Below are 16,626 nucleotides of genomic sequence, written 5' to 3' on the forward strand. Positions count from 1 at the left end.
GCCGCGATCCGGCGGGGCACCGGCACGCCTTCCTTCCCCGAAAGGGGTTCTGCCATGCGTTTCCGCTTCTCCCGCCTCGCCGTCGCCGGCGTCGCGGCACTCGCCCTGCTCGCCACCTCCGCACCGGCCACGGCCTCGGGCACCGGCGGTCCGAAGCCGACCATCGTCCTCGTCCACGGCGCGTGGGCGGACTCTTCGAGCTGGGCACCCGTCATCGAGAGGCTGCGCCGGGACGGCTACCCCGTGCGCGCCATCGCCGATCCCTTGCGGGGCCTGAGCAGCGACACCGCGTACGTCACCGCCTATCTGTCCACAATCGACGGACCGAAGGTGCTGGTCGGTCATTCCTACGGCGGTGCGGTCATCACCAACGCCGCCACGGCGGTCACCGGCGTGAAGTCGCTCGTCTACATCGCCGGATTCATCCCGGTCAAGGGCGAAACCATCGGCGAGCTGGCCGCGAAGTCGTCGACGCCGTTGCCGTTGATCACCACCCCGGTGCCCGGCGGCGCGGAGGTAACCATCGACCCTGCACAGTTCCGCGCGGCCTTCGCCGGTGACCTCGCTCCGACCCTCGCGGCCGACCTCGCCACCACCCAGCGGCCCGCCGACACCCGCGCCGTCACCGACGCCGGCGCGACCGAAGGCTTCCGGACGATCCCGTCGTGGGCGCTGCTCACCCGCCAGGACCACGCCATCAGCCCGGATCTGCAACGCTTCATGGACACGCGCGCGGGTGCTCGGGTCACCGAAGTGGACGCCTCCCACGCGGTCATGCTCAGCCGTCCGGACGTCGTCACCAAGCTCGTCGAGCAAGCCGCACGATGACGGCCGGAGTAGCCGCGCCGGCCGGTGCGGCGCCGATGACCCACCGGCAGATCCTGCAGGCCCTGTCCGGGTTGTACCTGGGGATCTTCGTGGCGATCCTGTCCTCGACGGTCGTGACGAACGCGCTGCCGACGATCGTCGCCGACCTGCACGCCGGCCAGAGCGTCTACACCTGGGTGATCACCTCGACGCTGCTGTCCACGACGGTGTCCAGCCCGGTCTGGGGCAAGCTGGCCGACCTGGTCAGCAAGAAGCTGCTGATCCAGGCCGGTCTGATCATCTTCACCGTGGGCTCGGTGCTGTCGGGCCTGTCCGCCGACGCGGGCCTGCTCATCGCGGCACGCGTGGTGCAGGGGATCGGCGCGGGCGGGCTGATGGCGCTGATCCAGGTGATCATCGCGACGATGATCCCGCCGCGGGAACTCGGGCGGTACTCCGGCTACTTCGGCGCGGTGTTCGCGGTCGGGACCAGCGCCGGGCCGCTGATCGGCGGGCTCATCGTCGACACTGACTGGCTGGGCTGGCGCTGGTGCTTCTTCGTCGGCGTGCCGTTCGCCGTCGTCGCGCTGATCGTGCTGCAGAAGACGCTGAACCTGCCGGTCACCAAGGGTTCGGTGAAGATCGACTGGGCCGGGTCCGCGCTGCTGACGGCCGCGGCGTCACTCCTGCTGATCTGGGTGACACTCGCCGGCGACCGGTACGCCTGGCTGTCCTGGCAGACCGTGGTCATGCTCACCGGTGTGCTGGTGCTGGCCTTTGCGTTCGTTGCCGTCGAACGGCGAGCCGAGGCGCCGGTGCTGCCGCTGTGGCTGTTCCGCACCCGGACCGTCGTGCTGGCGGTCATCGCGAGCCTCGCGGTCGGCGTTGCCCTCTACGCCGCGGCGACCTACGTGAGCCAGTACTTCCAGCTGGCCGAAGGAAAGTCGCCGACGATGGCGGGCATCCTGGCGCTGCCGCAGATCCTCAGCCTCGCGCTCGCGTCCAGCGTCGCCGGGCGGATCATCTCCGCCACCGGCCGCTGGAAGCCGCTCCTGGTCACCGGGGCCGTGCTGATCACCGCCGGGCTCGCGCTGCTCGGCTTCACCGAGCGGGACACGCCGTACTGGCAGCTGGCCCTGGCGATGACGTTGCTCGGCCTGGGGCTCGGTGTGCTGCTGCAGAACCTCGTGCTCGCCGTGCAGAACCAGGTGAGTCCGCGCGAACTCGGCGCGGCGACCTCGTCGGTGTCGTTCTTCCGCACGCTGGGCGGCACGATCGGCGTCTCGGCGCTGGGCGCGGCCCTGGCCGGGCAGGTCGGACACCACCTCGCGGACAAGCTGGGCTCGGCCACCGGCGATGCCCTGTCCCGGCCGGCCGAGCTGTCCGCGCCGGTCCGGGCCGTGGTCGAAGACGCCTACGGCCAGGCGACCGGCACCCTCTTCCAGTACGCGGTGCCGCTGGCGCTGGTCGCGCTGGTGTGCGTGCTGTTCATCCGGGAAGTGCCGCTGCGGACCACCAACGCCGTGCCCGAGGGTCCGCGATGACGCCGGCCGAGGAAACGATCGCCCGCCTCGAACGCGAGTTCGCCGTCTTCGTCCGCCAGGACCGCGCGGCGCTGGGACGACTCGGCCGGGAGGTGCACCCGGACCTCAAGGTCGCGGCCTACCGCCTCCTGGCCCACCTGGCGGAGCGCGGCCCGCGCCGCCCCACCGAACTCGCGTGCCACGTAGGCGTGACGTCGCCGACGATCTCGCGCCAGCTCCAGCACCTGGAGGCGCTCGGGTTGATCGAGCGGGTCGAGGCACCGGACGACGGGCGGGCGTACTCGGTGCGGTTGACGGACACGGGGCACCGCCGGGTCGAGGAGGTCCGGGTGGCGCGCGGCGGACGGCTGGGCGAGCTGCTCGGGTCCTGGGCCGAAGAGGAGGTCCGGACGTTCGCCGCGCTGCTGGCGAGGTTCAACGGCAGCGCCGCCACCCCACCTCCCCGCCGGTGCGGGGGAGCGGAGTGATGGCATGGCCTGGTCCGCGCTAGTCCGTGCTAGTCCGCGGTGAGTGCGGCCCGGATGGCGCGCTCGACGATGTCCTCGAGGGTCGCCGGGATGTCCCGGTCGGCGCCGAGATAGCGGCGGACGGCGGCGTAAGGCAAGTCGACGACGATGAGCAGGATCTCCGCCGTTCGCCGCCCGGTCGCCGCTTTGAGGTCGGTCACCAGGCGGCGGATGTGCTGGTCCCAGCGGGACTGGTCGGCCTCGCGCGCGTCCCGGCTCTCCGCGGGCCAGGCCGTGGGTTCGAAGGAGCCGAGGCCGGTCAGCAGCACCCGGGCGTCGGCCGGGTTGGCGCGGCACCAGGACACGGTCCGGCGCCCGAGAGCGACCGCCGCGGCCACCGGTTCGTCGTCGAAGAGCGGGTACAGCTCGGCGTGAAAGCTCTGCACCGCCCGGTTCCAGACCGCGGCCAGCAGGGCCGCGCGGTTCGGGAACCGGTGGTAGACGGAGCCGCTGGACACCGCGGCTTCCCGGATCACGCCGGCGATGGTGATCGCGTCGGCGCTGCCCGCGGCGAGCAGCCGGGCGGCCGCGTCGAGGATCGTCGACGTGTCGTGCACGAGGCGGGGCATGGGTTGACGGTACCGAACGCGCCTTCTAGAGTCAGCTCTCTAGAGAGCATCATCTAAGGAGTGCCATGCGGAGCCTCGTCGTCACCGGTCCCCGCGGCCTGGAATGGCAGGACAGGCCGGCGCCCGGCCTCTCGGCGTCCGGGGACGCGCTGGTGCGGCCGATCGCCTCGTCCGCGTGCGATCTCGACCGGCGGCTCGTCGTGTCGCCCGCGCCGTTCGAAGCCCCGTTCGCGCTCGGCCACGAGGCGGTCGGCGAGATCGTCGACCTCGCCGACGACGACTCCCCGCTGCGGATCGGCCAGCGCGTGGTCATCCCGTGGCACATCAGCTGCGGCACGTGCGGGAACTGCCGGCGCGACCTGCCCGGCGCCTGCGCTTCGGTGCCGCGCCTGGCGTCGTACGGCACGAGCGCCGGCGGGCTGTGGGGCGGGTTGTTCGACGAGCTGGTGCGGGTTCCGTGGGCCCGGTACGCCCTCACGCCGCTGCCACCGGCCGTCGATCCGGTCCTGGCCGCGTCGGCCTCCGACAACCTCGCCGACGCCTTCCAGGCCGTCCGGCCGACCCTCGACGCCCAGCCCGGCGCCGCAGTGCTCGTGGTCGGCGGCACGGCCAGCCTCGGGCTGCTGACCGTCCTGAGCGCCGTCGCGCTGGGCGCGGGGAGCGTCACCTACCTCGACGTCGACGAATCCCGCTGCGCCAAGGCCGCCGCCGCGGGCGCGACCGTCACCCTTGCCGCCGAGTACCCCGACCGGCTCGACGGCGCCTTCGACCTGGTCGTGGACGCCTCGGCCGCGAGCGCGGGCTTCCGGTGCGCCCTGTTGTCGACCCGCCCGGGCGGCACGTGCGTCATCCGGTCCGTCTACTTCGGAGAGCCGCGGCTGCCGTACTTCTCCTTGTACGGCACGGGGATCACCCTCGTCGTCGGACCACCCCACGCCAGTCCGCACGTTCCCGACGTGCTGAAGCTGCTGGACAGCGGAACCCTGGATCCGTCGCCGATCCTGACGGGCCCGTTCGGCTACGAGGACGCCGTCGAGGTGCTGCTGGACCCGCCGCCGGGCAAGCCGGTCTTCACGCGCTCGTGAGCCGTAGTCGACACAGTGTCGAATTTTATCGACGAGGTGTAGAGTCGAGTTCATGACGAAGCGAACCTTCCTGATCACCGGCGCGAGCAGCGGCCTCGGCCGTGCCTTCGCCGAAGGCGCGCTGGCGGCCGGTCACACCGTCGTCGGCACCGTGCGCAAGCCCGCCGATCTGGCGGCCTTCGAAGAACTGGCGCCCGGGCGCGCCCACGCGCGGCAGCTCGACGTGACCGACGACGACGCGGTCGTCGCCGTTGTCACCGAGGTCGAGCGGACCGTCGGCCCGATCGACGTGCTGATCGCGAACGCCGGCTACGGGCACGAGGGCGTGTTCGAGGAGTCCCCGATGGCCGAACTGCGCGCGCAGTTCGACGTCAACGTGTTCGGGGTGGCGGCCACCGTCCACGCTGTCCTGCCGGGGATGCGGAAGCGGCGCTCGGGACACATCTTCGCGGTCAGCTCGATGGGCGGGTTGATGACCGTGCCCGGGCTGGCGTACTACTGCGGCAGCAAATACGCGGTGGAGGGCATGCTCGAAACCCTGGCCAAGGAGGTCGCCGGGTTCGGGGTGCGGGTGACCGTCATCGAACCCGGCTCGTTCCGGACGGACTGGGCGGGCCGTTCGATGGTCCGCAGCGAGCGGTCGATCGCCGACTACGACGAGTTGTTCGAGCCGATCCGCGCGGCCCGCCAGGCGGCCAGCGGCAACCAGCTGGGCGATCCCGCGAAGGCCGCCGCGGCCGTGTTGGCGGTGGTGGAGGCGGAAAAGCCGCCGGTGCACCTGGTGCTCGGTTCGGACGCGTTGCGGCTGGTGGCGAGCGGCCGGGCCGCGGTGACCGCGGACATCGAAGCGTGGGAGGAGCTCTCGCGGTCCACGGACTTCCCGGACGGGCACCAGATCGCGGCGAACGATGCCTGAACCGGGACGCCGGCGCGCCGCACCGTCCAAAGGGGACCTGCGCGAGGCGAAGCTCCTCGAAGTCCTCGAGGAACTGCTGGCGGTGAAGAGCTTCGACGCGCTCACGACCAACGACATCGCCGAGCGCGCCGGGCTGTCCCGCGCGTCGATGTACTTCTACTTCAGCTCGAAACAGGAGGCGCTGGTCGCGCTCTTCGCCAAGACCGTCGAGGCGCTGCACGAGAAGTCCCGGGCGGCGGCCGACGATCCGGCGGCGCCTCGCGACGCGATCGCGACGGCCCTGCGCCGCACCCGCGAACGCTGGCACGAGCACGGCCTGATCATGCGCGTCGCGATCGACCAGTCCTCGGCCATTCCCGAGCTGGGTGCGCTGTGGATGGAGACCGCGGACATCTTCATCGCCGCCATCGCGACGATCCTGGTCCGCGCCGGTGTCCCGGACGAGGAAGGCCCCGACGGCGCACGGGCGATCGCGGGCGCGCTGTGCTGGATGATCGAGCGGACGTTCTACCACGCGTCGGCGGTGTCCCCGGCGGCGCTGGACCAGGCGTCGGAGACCTGCCGGGTGGTGTGGCTCCGCGCGGCGGGCATCCGGCCCTGACCGGCGGACGTCGGGCGGGCCCGCTCGGCCTCACGCGGGAGGCGCCGCCAAGGAGGCGATGAAGTGCCCGGCTGCCGCGTCGACCTCGGCGGCCGGGGTGAGCAACCGTTGCAGCAACAGTCCTCGCAAAGCCGCGACGGCGATGACGCTCCGCTGCCGCGCCTCCGTCGCCGTGGACCCCTCACGCAGAGCCGCCGCTTCGAGGAGGCGCGTCAGGTCGTCGAGGTCGGCGACGAACTCTCGGAATGCGCCGGGCTCGTAGACCGCGAGTCCGACCAGGCGGAAGAAGGCGCGGGTCCGATCTTCGTGCGCGTCGTTCGCGTAGAAGTTCCAGATGGCTTCGCACAACGTCGCGAACCCGGGTGCGTCGCCGGTCGCGGCGATGACGCGGTTGTCGCGGCGGCGTGCTTCCGAAAGCACGGCGCCCAGCAGCCCCGGCCGTGATCCGAAGTGGTAGGTCAGCAGCGTGTGGTGCACGCCGAGCCGCTCCGCCACCTGGCGCATCGAGAGGTTCGGTCCGGGGCCACCCTCGCCGAACTCGTCGAACAAGGCCTGCAACAGGCGCTCCCGTCCTTCCCCGACCGGCGATCGCACGCTGCCTCCCTTGACGAGTTCACCACTGTTGAGTATGTTACCGCAGATCGAATTCACCACTGTTTAGGACGAGGTCCGGGAGGTTCGTTGACCGACGTGTGGTTCGCCGGCGGCGTGGTGGCGGACGGATCGGGCGCCGACCCGGCCGCGTCCGACGTGTGCGTGACGGACGGGATCATCACCGCGATCGGCCGGGCCCCGGCGGGCGCGACGACGGTCGACCTCGACGGCATGCTGCTGACCCCGGGACTGATCGACGCGCACGTCCACCTGGGTCTCTCCAGCCCGATCCGGGCGCAGTTCGGGTTCCAGCTCTCGGCCGCCGAACTCGCGGCCGACATCTTCGCCACCGCGGGCCACGCGCTCGACGCGGGCTTCACGACGGTGCGCGACACCGGCGGCATCGACGCCGGAGTCGTCGACGTCATCGCGAACGGCAAGGTGCGAGGTCCGCGGGTCCTCTCGTGCGGTCCGGTGCAGTGCCAGACCGGTGGGCACGGCTACTACGGGGCGGCGTGGGAACCGACCGAGCTGTGGAACGCCCACCACATCCCCGGGCTCTGCGCCTTGTCGCTGGTGTCGGGCAATGCCGACGAGCTGCGGCGCAACGTCCGCGAGTCGTTCCGCCGTGGTGCGACGTTCGTGAAGCTGTGCGTCACCGGCGGTGTCGTCGGGGGACACGACCGCCTCGCCGACACCCAGTTCTCGACCGAAGAGATCGCCGTGGCCGTGGAAGAAGCGGCCGCGCGCGGCACCTACGTCACGGTTCACGCGCACAACAACGCGGGCATCCGCAACGCCGTGCGGGCCGGCGTCCGCTGCGTGGAACACGGCACCGGCATCGACGAGCCGACGGCCCGGTCGATGCGGGAGCACGACGTGGCGCTGGTCCCCACCTTCGCCGTGATCGAACAGCTCACGGACACCGAAAGCATGGACCTGGGCCCCGAGGCGCGGGACCGCGTCGCCGGCGTCCGTCAGCGCATGGCCTCGGCACTCGGGATCGCTCGCGCGGCGGGCTTGAGGATCGGACTGGGCTCGGACCTCATCGGGCCGCACCAGCGGCGCCGAGGCGAGGAGCTGCGCCTGCGCGCCGAGCTGGAGTCGCCCATGCACGCGCTCGTCTCGGCCACCAGCGTCAACGCCGGCATCCTCGGCCTGGGCGAGACCGTCGGGACGATCCGTGTCGGGATGCGGGCCGACATGGTCGCGTGGCACCGGGACCCGCTGCGAGACGCGAAGGTGTTCGCCGATCCGGAGATGGCCGTTCTCGTCGTGAAGGACGGCCGCGTCATGAAAGGGAAAGCTCGATGAGCGGAATGCTGAACGGCTGCTTCGCGGACACGGAGTACCTCGAAATCACGGCGCGGTCGGGGCACCGCTACGGCGTCTGGGTGACCACACCCCCCGGGTACGAGGACTCCACCGACCCCCTGCCGCTGATCTACGTGGTGGACGGCAACTGGGCCGTCGGCCTCACCTCGCCCCTCATCGTCGTCCAGGCGGACCCGTACCTGACGATCGCGCCGTACATCCAGGTGAGCGTCGGTTACGCCGGTGAGGAGGCCGCGGACTGGGCGCGGCTCCGCAATCGCGATCTCGTGCCGCCGGGGGAACGAGTCAGCGACGAGATGGTGGCCGTGCTGGCAGCGGCGCGCGACTCGGGTGCGATGACCCAGGAGAACATGGACGCCTACCTCGCGGAGCTGGCGGACTCCCACGCCGACGTCTTCCTCGACTTCCTGACCGGCGAGCTCCACCCGCACCTGCGGTCGCGGCTCCGGGTCAGCGAGTCCGGGCACGGCCTGTTCGGCTACTCCTACGGAGGCCTCTTCACCCTCTACGCGTGGCTGCGCGAGGCGGCCCCGTTCGCGACCTTCGGCGCGGGCAGTCCCGGCGTCGCGGTCGAGGACAGCCGGGTTTTCGCCCTGGTCGAGAACCTGCCGGCACCCAGCGAAGACTCAGCCTCTCTGCACGTCACGCTGAACGAAGTCGAACTGCTGGGAGCCGTCCCGCTCTACCGCGCGGTGGCGCGCAACGCTCTCGCGGTGGTGGAACAGTTGCACGCCAAGGGGCGATCGCGGGATGTCACGACGGAGATGTTGCACGAGACGCACCTCACCGGGCTGCAGGCTTCGTTTCTGAGCTACCTGAAGACCTGTCATTCCCGTTGAGCGCCGCCTCCGTGCCCGGGAAGGGTGTTCAGAGGTAGCCGATGCCGGTCAGTTCTTCGGCCGCCGCCCAGAGCCGCTTTCCGACGGCCGGGTCGGCCGCTCGCGGGTTGAGCCGGGCTTCGGTGACGCGGCCGCGCGTCTCGGCGAGCCCGGCCGGTCCGAAGAACTGGCCGCCCCGCACACCGTCCGCGGTCGCGGCGTAGAGCTGCGGCAGCGCACCCCGTTCCACCGGCTGGGTGGCCAGCAGGCCGAGCCGCGCGATCGCCCGCCCCGCCCGGCCACGGTGTTCCCAGGCGCGCGGGGTCAAGTTGGTCCGGGTGACCCCGGGGTGGGCCAGTACGCTGACGACCGGCGAGCCGGCGGAACGCAGGCGGCGGTCCAGCTCCAGGCCGAAGATCGTCGTGGCGAGCTTGGACCTGCCGTAGGCGGCGGCGGCCCGGTAGCCGCGTTCGAACTCCAGGTCGTCGAAGTCCAGGCTCGCGTTCTTGTGGGTGATCGAGCTGAGGCTGACCACGCGGGCTTCCCGTGCCGCGGCCAGGTTGTCGAGCAGCAGGCCGGTCAGGGCGAAGTGGCCCAGCACGTTCGTGGCGAACTGAAGCTCGAAACCGTCGGCCGAGGTGCGGCGCGGGCCGAGCAGGACCACGCCGGCGTTGTTGACGAGCAGGTCGATCGCCGGGTGGTCGACGACCAGCTTCGCGGCGAACGCGCGTACGGAGTCGAGGGAGGCCAGGTCGAGCTCGCGCACCTCGGTGTCGCCGTCGATCCGGCGGGCGGCCCGCTCGCCGGCGGCGGTGTCACGGACGGCGAGGACGACGTGGGCGCCGTGGCGGGCCAGTTCGGTGGCGGTGACCAGGCCGAGGCCCGAGTTCGCGCCGGTCACGACGGCGACGCGGCCGCTCTGGTCGGGCATGCGGTCGGCGGTCCATCCGGTCATCTGCTGCTCCTGAAGGGGTCGGTGCGCTGTGCCGACGACGTTAGGAGCGATCCGGGCGGGCTCGGTCGCTTTCGGTTGCCTGGGACTGCGAGACCTACCTTGGGCCGCCGCGGAGGAGTCACACTGGTGGCATGAGCAGTCCGCATCCCTACGCTCGCGAACTCGGGGAATTCCTGCGCGCCCGGCGCACCCGGCTGAGTCCGCGCGACGTCGGCCTGGAACCGGGCAGCCGGCGGAAGGTCACCGGGCTGCGACGCGAGGAGATGGCGCTGCTGGCCGGGCTGAGCACCGACTACTACCAGCGGATCGAGCAAGGCCGCGAGGTTCGCCCGTCCGACGACGTCCTGGCGGCGCTCGCCGGCGTGCTCGGCCTCGGCGACGAGGAACGCCGGCACCTGTTCACCCTGGGGCACGCCGCCCGTCGTCCGGCGCCCGCCCCGGTGGATCGCGAGCCGGAGCGGGTGCGGGACCGCACCCGCCGGCTGCTGCGGGTGATCGACACCCCCGCGGTCGTTCTGGGCAGGCACCTGGACCTGCTCGACTGGAACCCGATGGCCGAGGCGTTGCTCGGCGAACCGGACGCCTATCCGCCGGACCGGCTCAACATGCTCCTGCTGCTGTTCGACGACGCGCTGACCGGCCGGCGGAGCTGCCCGGACTGGGAGGAGCAGGCCCTGGACTACATCGGCATGCTGCGGGCCGCCGTCGCCGCGGACCCGACCCACCCCCGCGCCACCGCGATCGTCGGCGAACTGAGCATCCGCAGCGCGGAGTTCCGCCGGTTGTGGGCCCGCCACGACGTCCGCGAGTCGGTGAGCGGAACCAAGACCTTCTCGGTGCCCGAGGTGGGCGACATCCGCCTGGACTGGGACACCTATCCGCTGCCCGGCAACCCCGGACCGGTGATGCTGGTGTTCACGGCCGAGCCGGGCAGCACCGACGAGGACCGGCTGCGGCTCCTGGCGTCGTGGCACGCGTCCCGCTCCCCGTTCGCCGACGAGCTCCCGGCCTGGCGCACCGGGGCACCGGATAGCGGGGCAGGTTGACCCGGACCCGGACGGTGTCGCTGAACCCGGTTCCACGAAGCTTGACGTCGTCGCCGAGACCAGGTCACCGGTCTCGGGATCGTGGCCGCCGAGCAACGGCCTGCCGGCCTCGGATGATCATTTCGGTGGTCTGCATGAGGGCGTGCTCGCAGCAGTAGTCCGGGCGTTCGCGAGGCAGGGAGGGTACACAGGAGCGTGGCGACGAGGCCTTCGCGGCCGGTGGCGGCAACGCTCGTCGCCGATCGACTTTGTGGCGTCGGTGGGGTCATGAGCGCTGTGGGCGCGGTGATCAAGGGGTCCTTGTGGCAACAGGATGGCTGGCGAGCTTCGCGAGCGCCTTCAGAAAAGCGTCTTCAGAGACGACTGGGACGCCGCATTCATGGGCACGTTTGGCTTTGCCCGACATGGAGTCCGGGTCGGCCGCGGCTAGGACACGCGTCTGCTTGCTGACCGCCCCGGTGACGCGGATGCCTGCCGCGGTGGCTTCGGCCGCGATGTCGGCGCGTTGGCGCTTCATGTCGCCGGTCAGGACCACCTTGTCGCCCGGTCGCAGGACCAGTCCGCCGATCTTGTGTTCCCTGTCGGGTGCCGGGTCCCGCACGGCGTCGCGTTCCTCGTCGAGGATGGATTCGACGATCGCCGGATCAAGGGCCAGGAGGGTGGCGACTGTGAGCAGGTCGTTGCGCTCCCCGTCGGTGACCACTTGGTCGGCCCAGGCTTCGCGGGCCAGGTCGCGTAGGTAGCTCAGGTGCAGGGCCACGACTTCGTTCTTGTGCAGGCCGAGGTCGTGGGCGATCTCGACGAGCGCGTCGCCTTCGGTTGCTGAGATCTGCCGGTCGAGCAAGGCGTCGTCGAGCATCGCGTAGTAGGCGTCGACGACCGGTTCGCCGTCTCGCGGCATCCGCTCGACGAGCTTGGCAAGGAAATGTGGTTCGATTTGTCCGATCGCCGCACGGTGAACTGCCGGGGTGCGACGCCGTTCCAAGTGCGCCCAGGCCCAGTTCGCGGCGTGCAACTGGGCATCCGTGGCACCCACGGCGCTCGGCGCATGCCGCAGGAGGAAACCAAGCAGTTCGCCCGCTCCTCGCGCGTCGTCGAGTGCGGTGTGCCACGCACGTTCGGGCAGCCCTGCGGCCGCACAGCAGTCGATCAGGGAACGTCCGGAACTCAGCCGCGCCCGGCCGGCGGCTCGCATGGTGCACAGCCCGGCGTCGGGTGCGAACGGCGTGTCGATACCCAGCCGGCCAAACTCGGCACGTAGGTGCATCGCGTCGAAGGTCCAGTTGTGCGCCACCACCACGCGCCCGGCCAGCCGCTCGACGAGGTCGCCGGCGAGTTGCTCGAACCGGGGCGCTCGGCGTGCGTCGGCAGCGCGGATGCCGTGGATGGCCTGGGGTCCCAGGTCGCGGTCGGGGTTGACGAGCGTCACCCAGTCGTCGGTGATGTTTCCGTGCGGGTCTACGTGGACGACGGCGATCTCGGCGATGCGGTGATGCCAGCCGGTCAGGATGCCGGTGGTTTCGGTGTCGATGACGGCGTACCCGCGTGCGGTCGTCACAGCGGCAGCCGGTTGGTGCTGCCGGCTTGGACCGCGGCCAGCCACTGGGGCGGCAGCGGGTCGGGATCGCCGTGTTCGGCTCGCACGTAGCGGCGCCGGTTCTTCACCTGCTCGGTTTCCGCCCAGAGGGACACCAGCCATCTCAGGGTGCGGGCGATCGGCAGGATCTCGGACACCACGGGCGTGCCGGGCGCGCTCGAAATGCCGGCGATGCGCTGCAGGGACGCAAAGTCCTGGACCTCGGCGTCGTCGGGAAGGTCGTGTGTCCATTCCAGGGGAGTGATCGTCTTGCTGTTCTCGCGTGCGGCCTCGACCGTGACGGCGTATTGCTGCCGTCGCCGGGTTGTCTCGTGAAACGCGTCCACCGGTGAGAACAGTTGCCGCTTCCACCACCCGTCTTCGACGTCCACCTTCGCCGTTGCGGTCAGCTGGTCAAGCCATTCCTGCAGGCGCTGGGGGTGAACGGCCGCGATCGCACGACGTTCGACGAAGGCCAGGACACGTCGCGCCGCGTCCTGGGAGCCGAACACGTCGCTCGCGGGGTAGATCCACGCTCCCGTCGGATCGCCGGCCGGGCTTACGTGCCAGGTTGCCACCGACTCGATCTCGTGGTCCCCAGCACCTACGCAAAGTATCGCGCTTCCCGGGGCCCACAACGCTGTCAGTTCCTCGAGCGGTTCTATTGTCGCCGGGTCCGTCACCGAGCGCCTCCTTTCGTCGACCAACATCAAGTCGTCGATGGGCCCCAGTTGTTACATCCACCGTCCGAACTCGACCTCGAGCATGTCGAACGCATCGAAGTCGCGGACGATGGCAAGCCTCGGCCCGGAGTCGATCGCCGGCCCGGGCTTCGCGGCGGGCACGGCGCTGGCGTTGTCGAATGAGTTCGGGCCGCTGGTCTGAAGGAGGACGAGCCGGTACTCGCGTGCCTGTAGCTGGCTGGAGTCATCTGATCTGTCACCGGAATCCCGCCTGACACGCTGGTCGTCGATGACGACCGATGAAGTGAAGACCAAGAGGGCGGTAGCTCCGTGCGATTTGGAGAGCGTATATACGGTAATCGAGCCGTCTGGTTCTAAGGTGGCTGGCAGCGCGTCGGACTGTGCCTGACCAATATTAACGCCCCAGATCGCATGGTCGAAGTAGTTCTAGAAGTGTTCTCGCGTCTTCTTTCGCCATCGCAGCTTCACTTCGGGGATGGTTGCACAAGGTTGGAACTGTAAAGAGTGGAACGGCGGCGAGCAGGGGGCGGGACGGTCAGGCGCACGGGTTTCCTTCACGGCGCGTGCGACCTGGCCGAGTCTTCTGGCGGCGTCGCCACCCGCGTAACCCGCGCAAGTCCAAATCCGCCGGCCGGCCCGGTCGTCAGAGGGCTGCACCCGCCGAGGCTTCGGCCGGAAGTCGCAGCCACCAGTTCGCGCGGGAGCGGACGACGGGAGCGTGTGCCCGCAGGAGCCGCAGCCCGTCGCGGTCGCCCTTCATCCCCACCGCGTAGAGCACGGCTCGCTGGGTGCTACTGCCGGTGGGTTGCGCGGTGAGCACGTGGTGCCAGAGACGCGGGTCCGTCCGCCCGGGGAGGTGGGCCAGTGCCAAGGCCGCCGCGTCCCGCGCCGTGCCCCGCCGTATCAGGTTCTCGACGATCGTGCGGTGCCGGGTTTCGCCGAGACTGCCCAGTAGGTCCACGAGCACGCTGTGGATCGCCGAGCCGGTCCTCGTGCGCCCGCTGGTCAGCATCGACGCGACAGTGTCGGCGAGAACTGCGCGAAACGGCGACGCGTGCAGGACGTTGACGGTGAGGATGCGCAGATCGCTGTCGGTGCTGGCCAGCGCCTGCCGGAGGATCCGCCGGCCGAGCAGGTCCGCTTCGTGATGCCGGGTCTGAGCTTTCGCCAAGGCGCCGTGCAGTTGGCCGAAGACCCCGTCTCCAGCTTTTCCCAGAGGCGCCGAACGTGCGCCGGGACGGCTCGGGCGGTGCCGGAACAGGGCCGCGAGGACGTCCGAAGCCGCTACCTGGAGCGGCGGTGACGTCGACGCACACAGCTCGCAGGAGGCAGCTTCGAGCCGGCGAACCATGTCGGGTGCACTGGGTGGCCGGGCCGCCCACGCGAAGAGCGCGCCGAGTTGTTCGGCTTCGTTCCGCGGTTCGCACAGCAGCCGAAGGAGGTGGCGGGCCGCCGCCGGCGCCGGATTCGCCGCGAGCAGGGCGATCGGGTCGATGATCAGCTGGCAGGCGGGCTCGGTGACAAATTCTTCGGTCGCCGCGACCAGCGCGGCGCCTCCCTCCGGGTGCCGATGCACTCGTTGCAGCGCGGAAAGCCGGAGCAGATATCGCCAGCCCACGGAGAGGCACATTTCGGTGAGCAGCCGGTGGCCGAGGGTGTCCCATATCGGCCGGGCGGTTTTGCGTCGCGGCTGGGTCAGGGAAACCGTCAGGTCCGCCCATTCCGCGGCGGAGACAGGAGCACGGTCGAGGCATTTCTCGAGCAGTTCGTCGCAGCGCGGCGCGCTCCGGCGTCCCGTCGGCCGGTCCCGGCCGAGTGCGGTCACTACGGCCACCAGCTCGCCCGGCGGCAGATCGAAGAGTCGCTCGTACTGGTGCAGGGCCCATGTCGGCACCGTTGCTCGGGAGTTCTCCCAGCGGGAGACGGTGGCGTTGTCGACGGGTGGCGTCCGCACCGCGGCCGCCAGCTGCCGGATGGTCAGGATGTCCTCGCGGCCGTAGAGGCGGCACATTTTGAGGAGCCAGGCCGCGAGCTGACCGTGCTCGATCCGTGGCCACGGATCGAACGCCTCGTCGCCGAGTGAGGTCGGGCGCCCGCGTCGAGCCGGTGGCATGGGGCGATTTTCCCTGGCTGGTTCGGTGGGGAACGCCGCCGAACGGGTGCACCGGTTTCGCAGCAAACGGGCTCGGATCATCGCGCGGGGGTTACCGTCGCCTCCTCGCCCATCTGAAAGGAAATGCCATGAATCGTCCACCGTCACGTGGGTTTCTTTACTACTGTCAGTTCCCGAAGAATGGTTTTACTTCTGCGACCGGTCGTCAGTTGGTCGTCGTTCTGGTCCCGGAGTACGTCAAAGGCAAGGAGAGTCTGGTGGCGTTCGCCTGGCAGAAGGGTGAGAAGTGGGGAGTGGGCTACGAGCACGTTTACACAGTGCTGCATGGTCGACTTGAGGAAAACGCGTTCGCCATCGATGAAGGTGCCGTCAAGAAGGCTAAACAATCGCTGGCGGATAAGATCAAGTCCGCCGATTGAGCGGGTCGGGAGCACGCCCGGCGCGTGGCGTGCTCCCGCTCGGCTCAGCCGGTCGCCAGCACCTTCAAGCGTGAGATGTCCGCGCTGAACTGGTCCTGATCGATCGGCGAAGAGCTGTACTGCCAGAAGGTGTAGAAGCCCCAGTTGTACGGCAGCGTGCCCGCCGACGACGCGTAGCGCGCCACCCACAGCGGGTTGGTCGAGCTGAAGTCGCCCGTGTTGCCGGTGCACTGGCTCCACCAGCTCGTCGCCGTGTAGATCACCGGCCAGCGGGTCGTCTTCGCGTGGTACTCGTCGCTGAACGCCTTGATCCACGCCACCATCTGGGAAGGCGTCTTGCCGTAGCAGGCGTTGTTCGGGCCCCACTCGATGTCGAGCGTGCCCGGGAGGGTCTTGCCGTCCTTCGACCAGCCGCCGCCGTGGGCGACGAAGTAGTCGGCCTGGGCCGCGCCGCCCGAGGTGTCCGGGCGGCCGTAGTGGTACGCGCCGCGGATCATGCCCACGTTGTACGAGCCCGTGTACTGCTGGCTGAAGTACGCGTTCTGGTAGCCGGTGCCCTCGGTCGCCTTGACGTAGGCGAACTTCTTGCCCGCGCTCCAGTACGACGCCCAGTTGACGTTGCCCTGGTAGGAGCTGACGTCGATGCCGGGGACGCTCGCGTCCACCGACGCCGGCGCGAGGCCCGCCGGGGCCACCCCGTCGTGGGCGCGGATCGAGGCCCCCATCTCGTGGTTGTCCGACACGTCCTGACCCGGCGCGGCCGAGGCGCCGGGGGCGGTCACGACCAGCAGGGAGGTCGAGACGGCGACAGCGGCGCCGAGCAGGCGGCGCCATCTGCGTGGTGCGGTCATCTTCAGTTGTCCTTTCGGTTGCCCTCGCTGTGCGCGGCTGTGCAGGGTCGCGCCGGACGATTCTGTGACAGTGATGTGGGCGCCGTCACTCCGCCATGTGATCCAATTTCGAAGTCTGGGGAAACTCGTAAAATTCTGACGAGCCGGGCGCGCGCGCCCGATCCGCGCCCTTCGGCGTCTTGAAACG

Annotated in this window: 18 protein-coding genes; 10 read left to right on the forward strand and 8 right to left on the reverse strand. The window is 70.2% G+C overall.

What is annotated here, in order from left to right; genetic code table 11:
- Positions 1-54 precede the first annotated feature (54 nt).
- Genes AA23TX_RS11015 through AA23TX_RS11025 form a run of 3 tightly spaced genes read left to right on the forward strand, consistent with a single transcriptional unit; the run spans position 55 to position 2,818 of the window.
- On the forward strand, positions 55-828 hold the full coding sequence (locus AA23TX_RS11015) for an alpha/beta fold hydrolase (protein WP_155542440.1): 774 nt from the start codon (positions 55-57) through the stop codon (positions 826-828).
- On the forward strand, positions 825-2,351 hold the full coding sequence (locus AA23TX_RS11020) for an MDR family MFS transporter (protein ID WP_230862424.1): 1,527 nt from the start codon (positions 825-827) through the stop codon (positions 2,349-2,351). Before AA23TX_RS11015 ends, AA23TX_RS11020 begins: the two co-directional genes overlap by 4 nt.
- Positions 2,348-2,818, forward strand: coding sequence for a MarR family winged helix-turn-helix transcriptional regulator (locus AA23TX_RS11025; RefSeq protein WP_155542441.1), 471 nt, complete (start codon positions 2,348-2,350; stop codon positions 2,816-2,818). Before AA23TX_RS11020 ends, AA23TX_RS11025 begins: the two co-directional genes overlap by 4 nt.
- 29 nt (positions 2,819-2,847) lie before the next feature.
- On the opposite strand, the gene AA23TX_RS11030 is transcribed toward AA23TX_RS11025, so the two are convergent.
- Complete coding sequence (locus AA23TX_RS11030; RefSeq protein ID WP_155542442.1) at positions 2,848-3,426, reverse strand: TetR/AcrR family transcriptional regulator; 579 nt, start codon at positions 3,424-3,426, stop codon at positions 2,848-2,850.
- Between the two features lie 65 nt (positions 3,427-3,491).
- Here AA23TX_RS11030 and AA23TX_RS11035 point away from each other — a divergent pair, with 65 nt between their 5' ends.
- The 3 genes from AA23TX_RS11035 to AA23TX_RS11045 are packed head-to-tail and all read left to right on the forward strand — an operon-like array spanning position 3,492 to position 6,028.
- Entirely contained in the window at positions 3,492-4,511 is a 1,020-nt protein-coding gene (locus AA23TX_RS11035; RefSeq protein WP_155542443.1) for a zinc-dependent alcohol dehydrogenase, read from the forward strand.
- Positions 4,512-4,563: 52 nt separating this feature from the next.
- Positions 4,564-5,427, forward strand: a complete 864-nt coding sequence (locus tag AA23TX_RS11040) for an oxidoreductase (protein WP_155542444.1) — start codon at positions 4,564-4,566, stop codon at positions 5,425-5,427.
- On the forward strand, positions 5,420-6,028 hold the full coding sequence (locus AA23TX_RS11045; protein WP_155542445.1) for a TetR/AcrR family transcriptional regulator: 609 nt from the start codon (positions 5,420-5,422) through the stop codon (positions 6,026-6,028). Before AA23TX_RS11040 ends, AA23TX_RS11045 begins: the two co-directional genes overlap by 8 nt.
- Before the next feature lie 30 nt (positions 6,029-6,058).
- Here the strand turns inward: AA23TX_RS11045 and AA23TX_RS11050 are convergent, their stop codons facing one another.
- A complete protein-coding gene (locus AA23TX_RS11050; protein WP_155542446.1) occupies positions 6,059-6,622 on the reverse strand; it encodes a TetR/AcrR family transcriptional regulator in 564 nt (187 codons plus the stop codon).
- Positions 6,623-6,718: 96 nt separating this feature from the next.
- On the opposite strand from AA23TX_RS11050, the gene AA23TX_RS11055 reads away from it, so the two are divergent.
- Positions 6,719-7,936 carry an amidohydrolase family protein gene (locus tag AA23TX_RS11055; protein WP_230862615.1) on the forward strand — a complete coding sequence of 406 codons (1,218 nt, stop codon included), beginning with the start codon at positions 6,719-6,721 and terminating at the stop codon, positions 7,934-7,936.
- A complete protein-coding gene (locus tag AA23TX_RS11060; protein WP_155542448.1) occupies positions 7,933-8,796 on the forward strand; it encodes an alpha/beta hydrolase in 864 nt (287 codons plus the stop codon). Before AA23TX_RS11055 ends, AA23TX_RS11060 begins: the two co-directional genes overlap by 4 nt.
- Before the next feature lie 28 nt (positions 8,797-8,824).
- On the opposite strand, the gene AA23TX_RS11065 is transcribed toward AA23TX_RS11060, so the two are convergent.
- Positions 8,825-9,730, reverse strand: a complete 906-nt coding sequence (locus tag AA23TX_RS11065; RefSeq protein WP_155542449.1) for an oxidoreductase — start codon at positions 9,728-9,730, stop codon at positions 8,825-8,827.
- A 131-nt stretch (positions 9,731-9,861) separates the two neighbouring features.
- Here AA23TX_RS11065 and AA23TX_RS11070 point away from each other — a divergent pair, with 131 nt between their 5' ends.
- On the forward strand, positions 9,862-10,776 hold the full coding sequence (locus AA23TX_RS11070) for a helix-turn-helix transcriptional regulator (protein WP_155542450.1): 915 nt from the start codon (positions 9,862-9,864) through the stop codon (positions 10,774-10,776).
- Positions 10,777-11,065: 289 nt separating this feature from the next.
- Here the strand turns inward: AA23TX_RS11070 and AA23TX_RS11075 are convergent, their stop codons facing one another.
- The 4 genes from AA23TX_RS11075 to AA23TX_RS11085 form a co-directional block, all read right to left on the reverse strand.
- The gene (locus tag AA23TX_RS11075; protein WP_230862425.1) at positions 11,066-12,334 is read right to left on the reverse strand and encodes an exonuclease domain-containing protein; all 1,269 of its coding nucleotides are present in this window, start codon (positions 12,332-12,334) and stop codon (positions 11,066-11,068) included.
- Positions 12,331-13,035 carry a DUF6218 family protein gene (locus tag AA23TX_RS50045; RefSeq protein ID WP_230862426.1) on the reverse strand — a complete coding sequence of 235 codons (705 nt, stop codon included), beginning with the start codon at positions 13,033-13,035 and terminating at the stop codon, positions 12,331-12,333. Before AA23TX_RS50045 ends, AA23TX_RS11075 begins: the two co-directional genes overlap by 4 nt.
- A gap of 51 nt (positions 13,036-13,086) precedes the next feature.
- Positions 13,087-13,350 carry a hypothetical protein gene (locus AA23TX_RS50050; RefSeq protein ID WP_155542452.1) on the reverse strand — a complete coding sequence of 88 codons (264 nt, stop codon included), beginning with the start codon at positions 13,348-13,350 and terminating at the stop codon, positions 13,087-13,089.
- A 349-nt stretch (positions 13,351-13,699) separates the two neighbouring features.
- Positions 13,700-15,316: a hypothetical protein gene (locus tag AA23TX_RS11085; RefSeq protein WP_155542453.1), complete on the reverse strand. Its 1,617-nt coding sequence runs from the start codon at positions 15,314-15,316 to the stop codon at positions 13,700-13,702.
- Between AA23TX_RS11085 and AA23TX_RS11090 the strand changes: the two genes are divergently transcribed.
- Positions 15,298-15,588, forward strand: a complete 291-nt coding sequence (locus tag AA23TX_RS11090) for a hypothetical protein (RefSeq protein ID WP_155542454.1) — start codon at positions 15,298-15,300, stop codon at positions 15,586-15,588. The two genes, AA23TX_RS11085 and AA23TX_RS11090, sit on opposite strands and share 19 nt — an antisense overlap.
- Before the next feature lie 44 nt (positions 15,589-15,632).
- Here AA23TX_RS11090 and AA23TX_RS11095 read toward each other — a convergent pair whose 3' ends face one another.
- The gene (locus AA23TX_RS11095) at positions 15,633-16,439 is read right to left on the reverse strand and encodes a lysozyme (RefSeq protein ID WP_155542455.1); all 807 of its coding nucleotides are present in this window, start codon (positions 16,437-16,439) and stop codon (positions 15,633-15,635) included.
- Positions 16,440-16,626 lie beyond the last annotated feature (187 nt).

Source organism: Amycolatopsis camponoti (assembly GCF_902497555.1).
GTDB classification, from domain to species: domain Bacteria; phylum Actinomycetota; class Actinomycetes; order Mycobacteriales; family Pseudonocardiaceae; genus Amycolatopsis; species Amycolatopsis camponoti.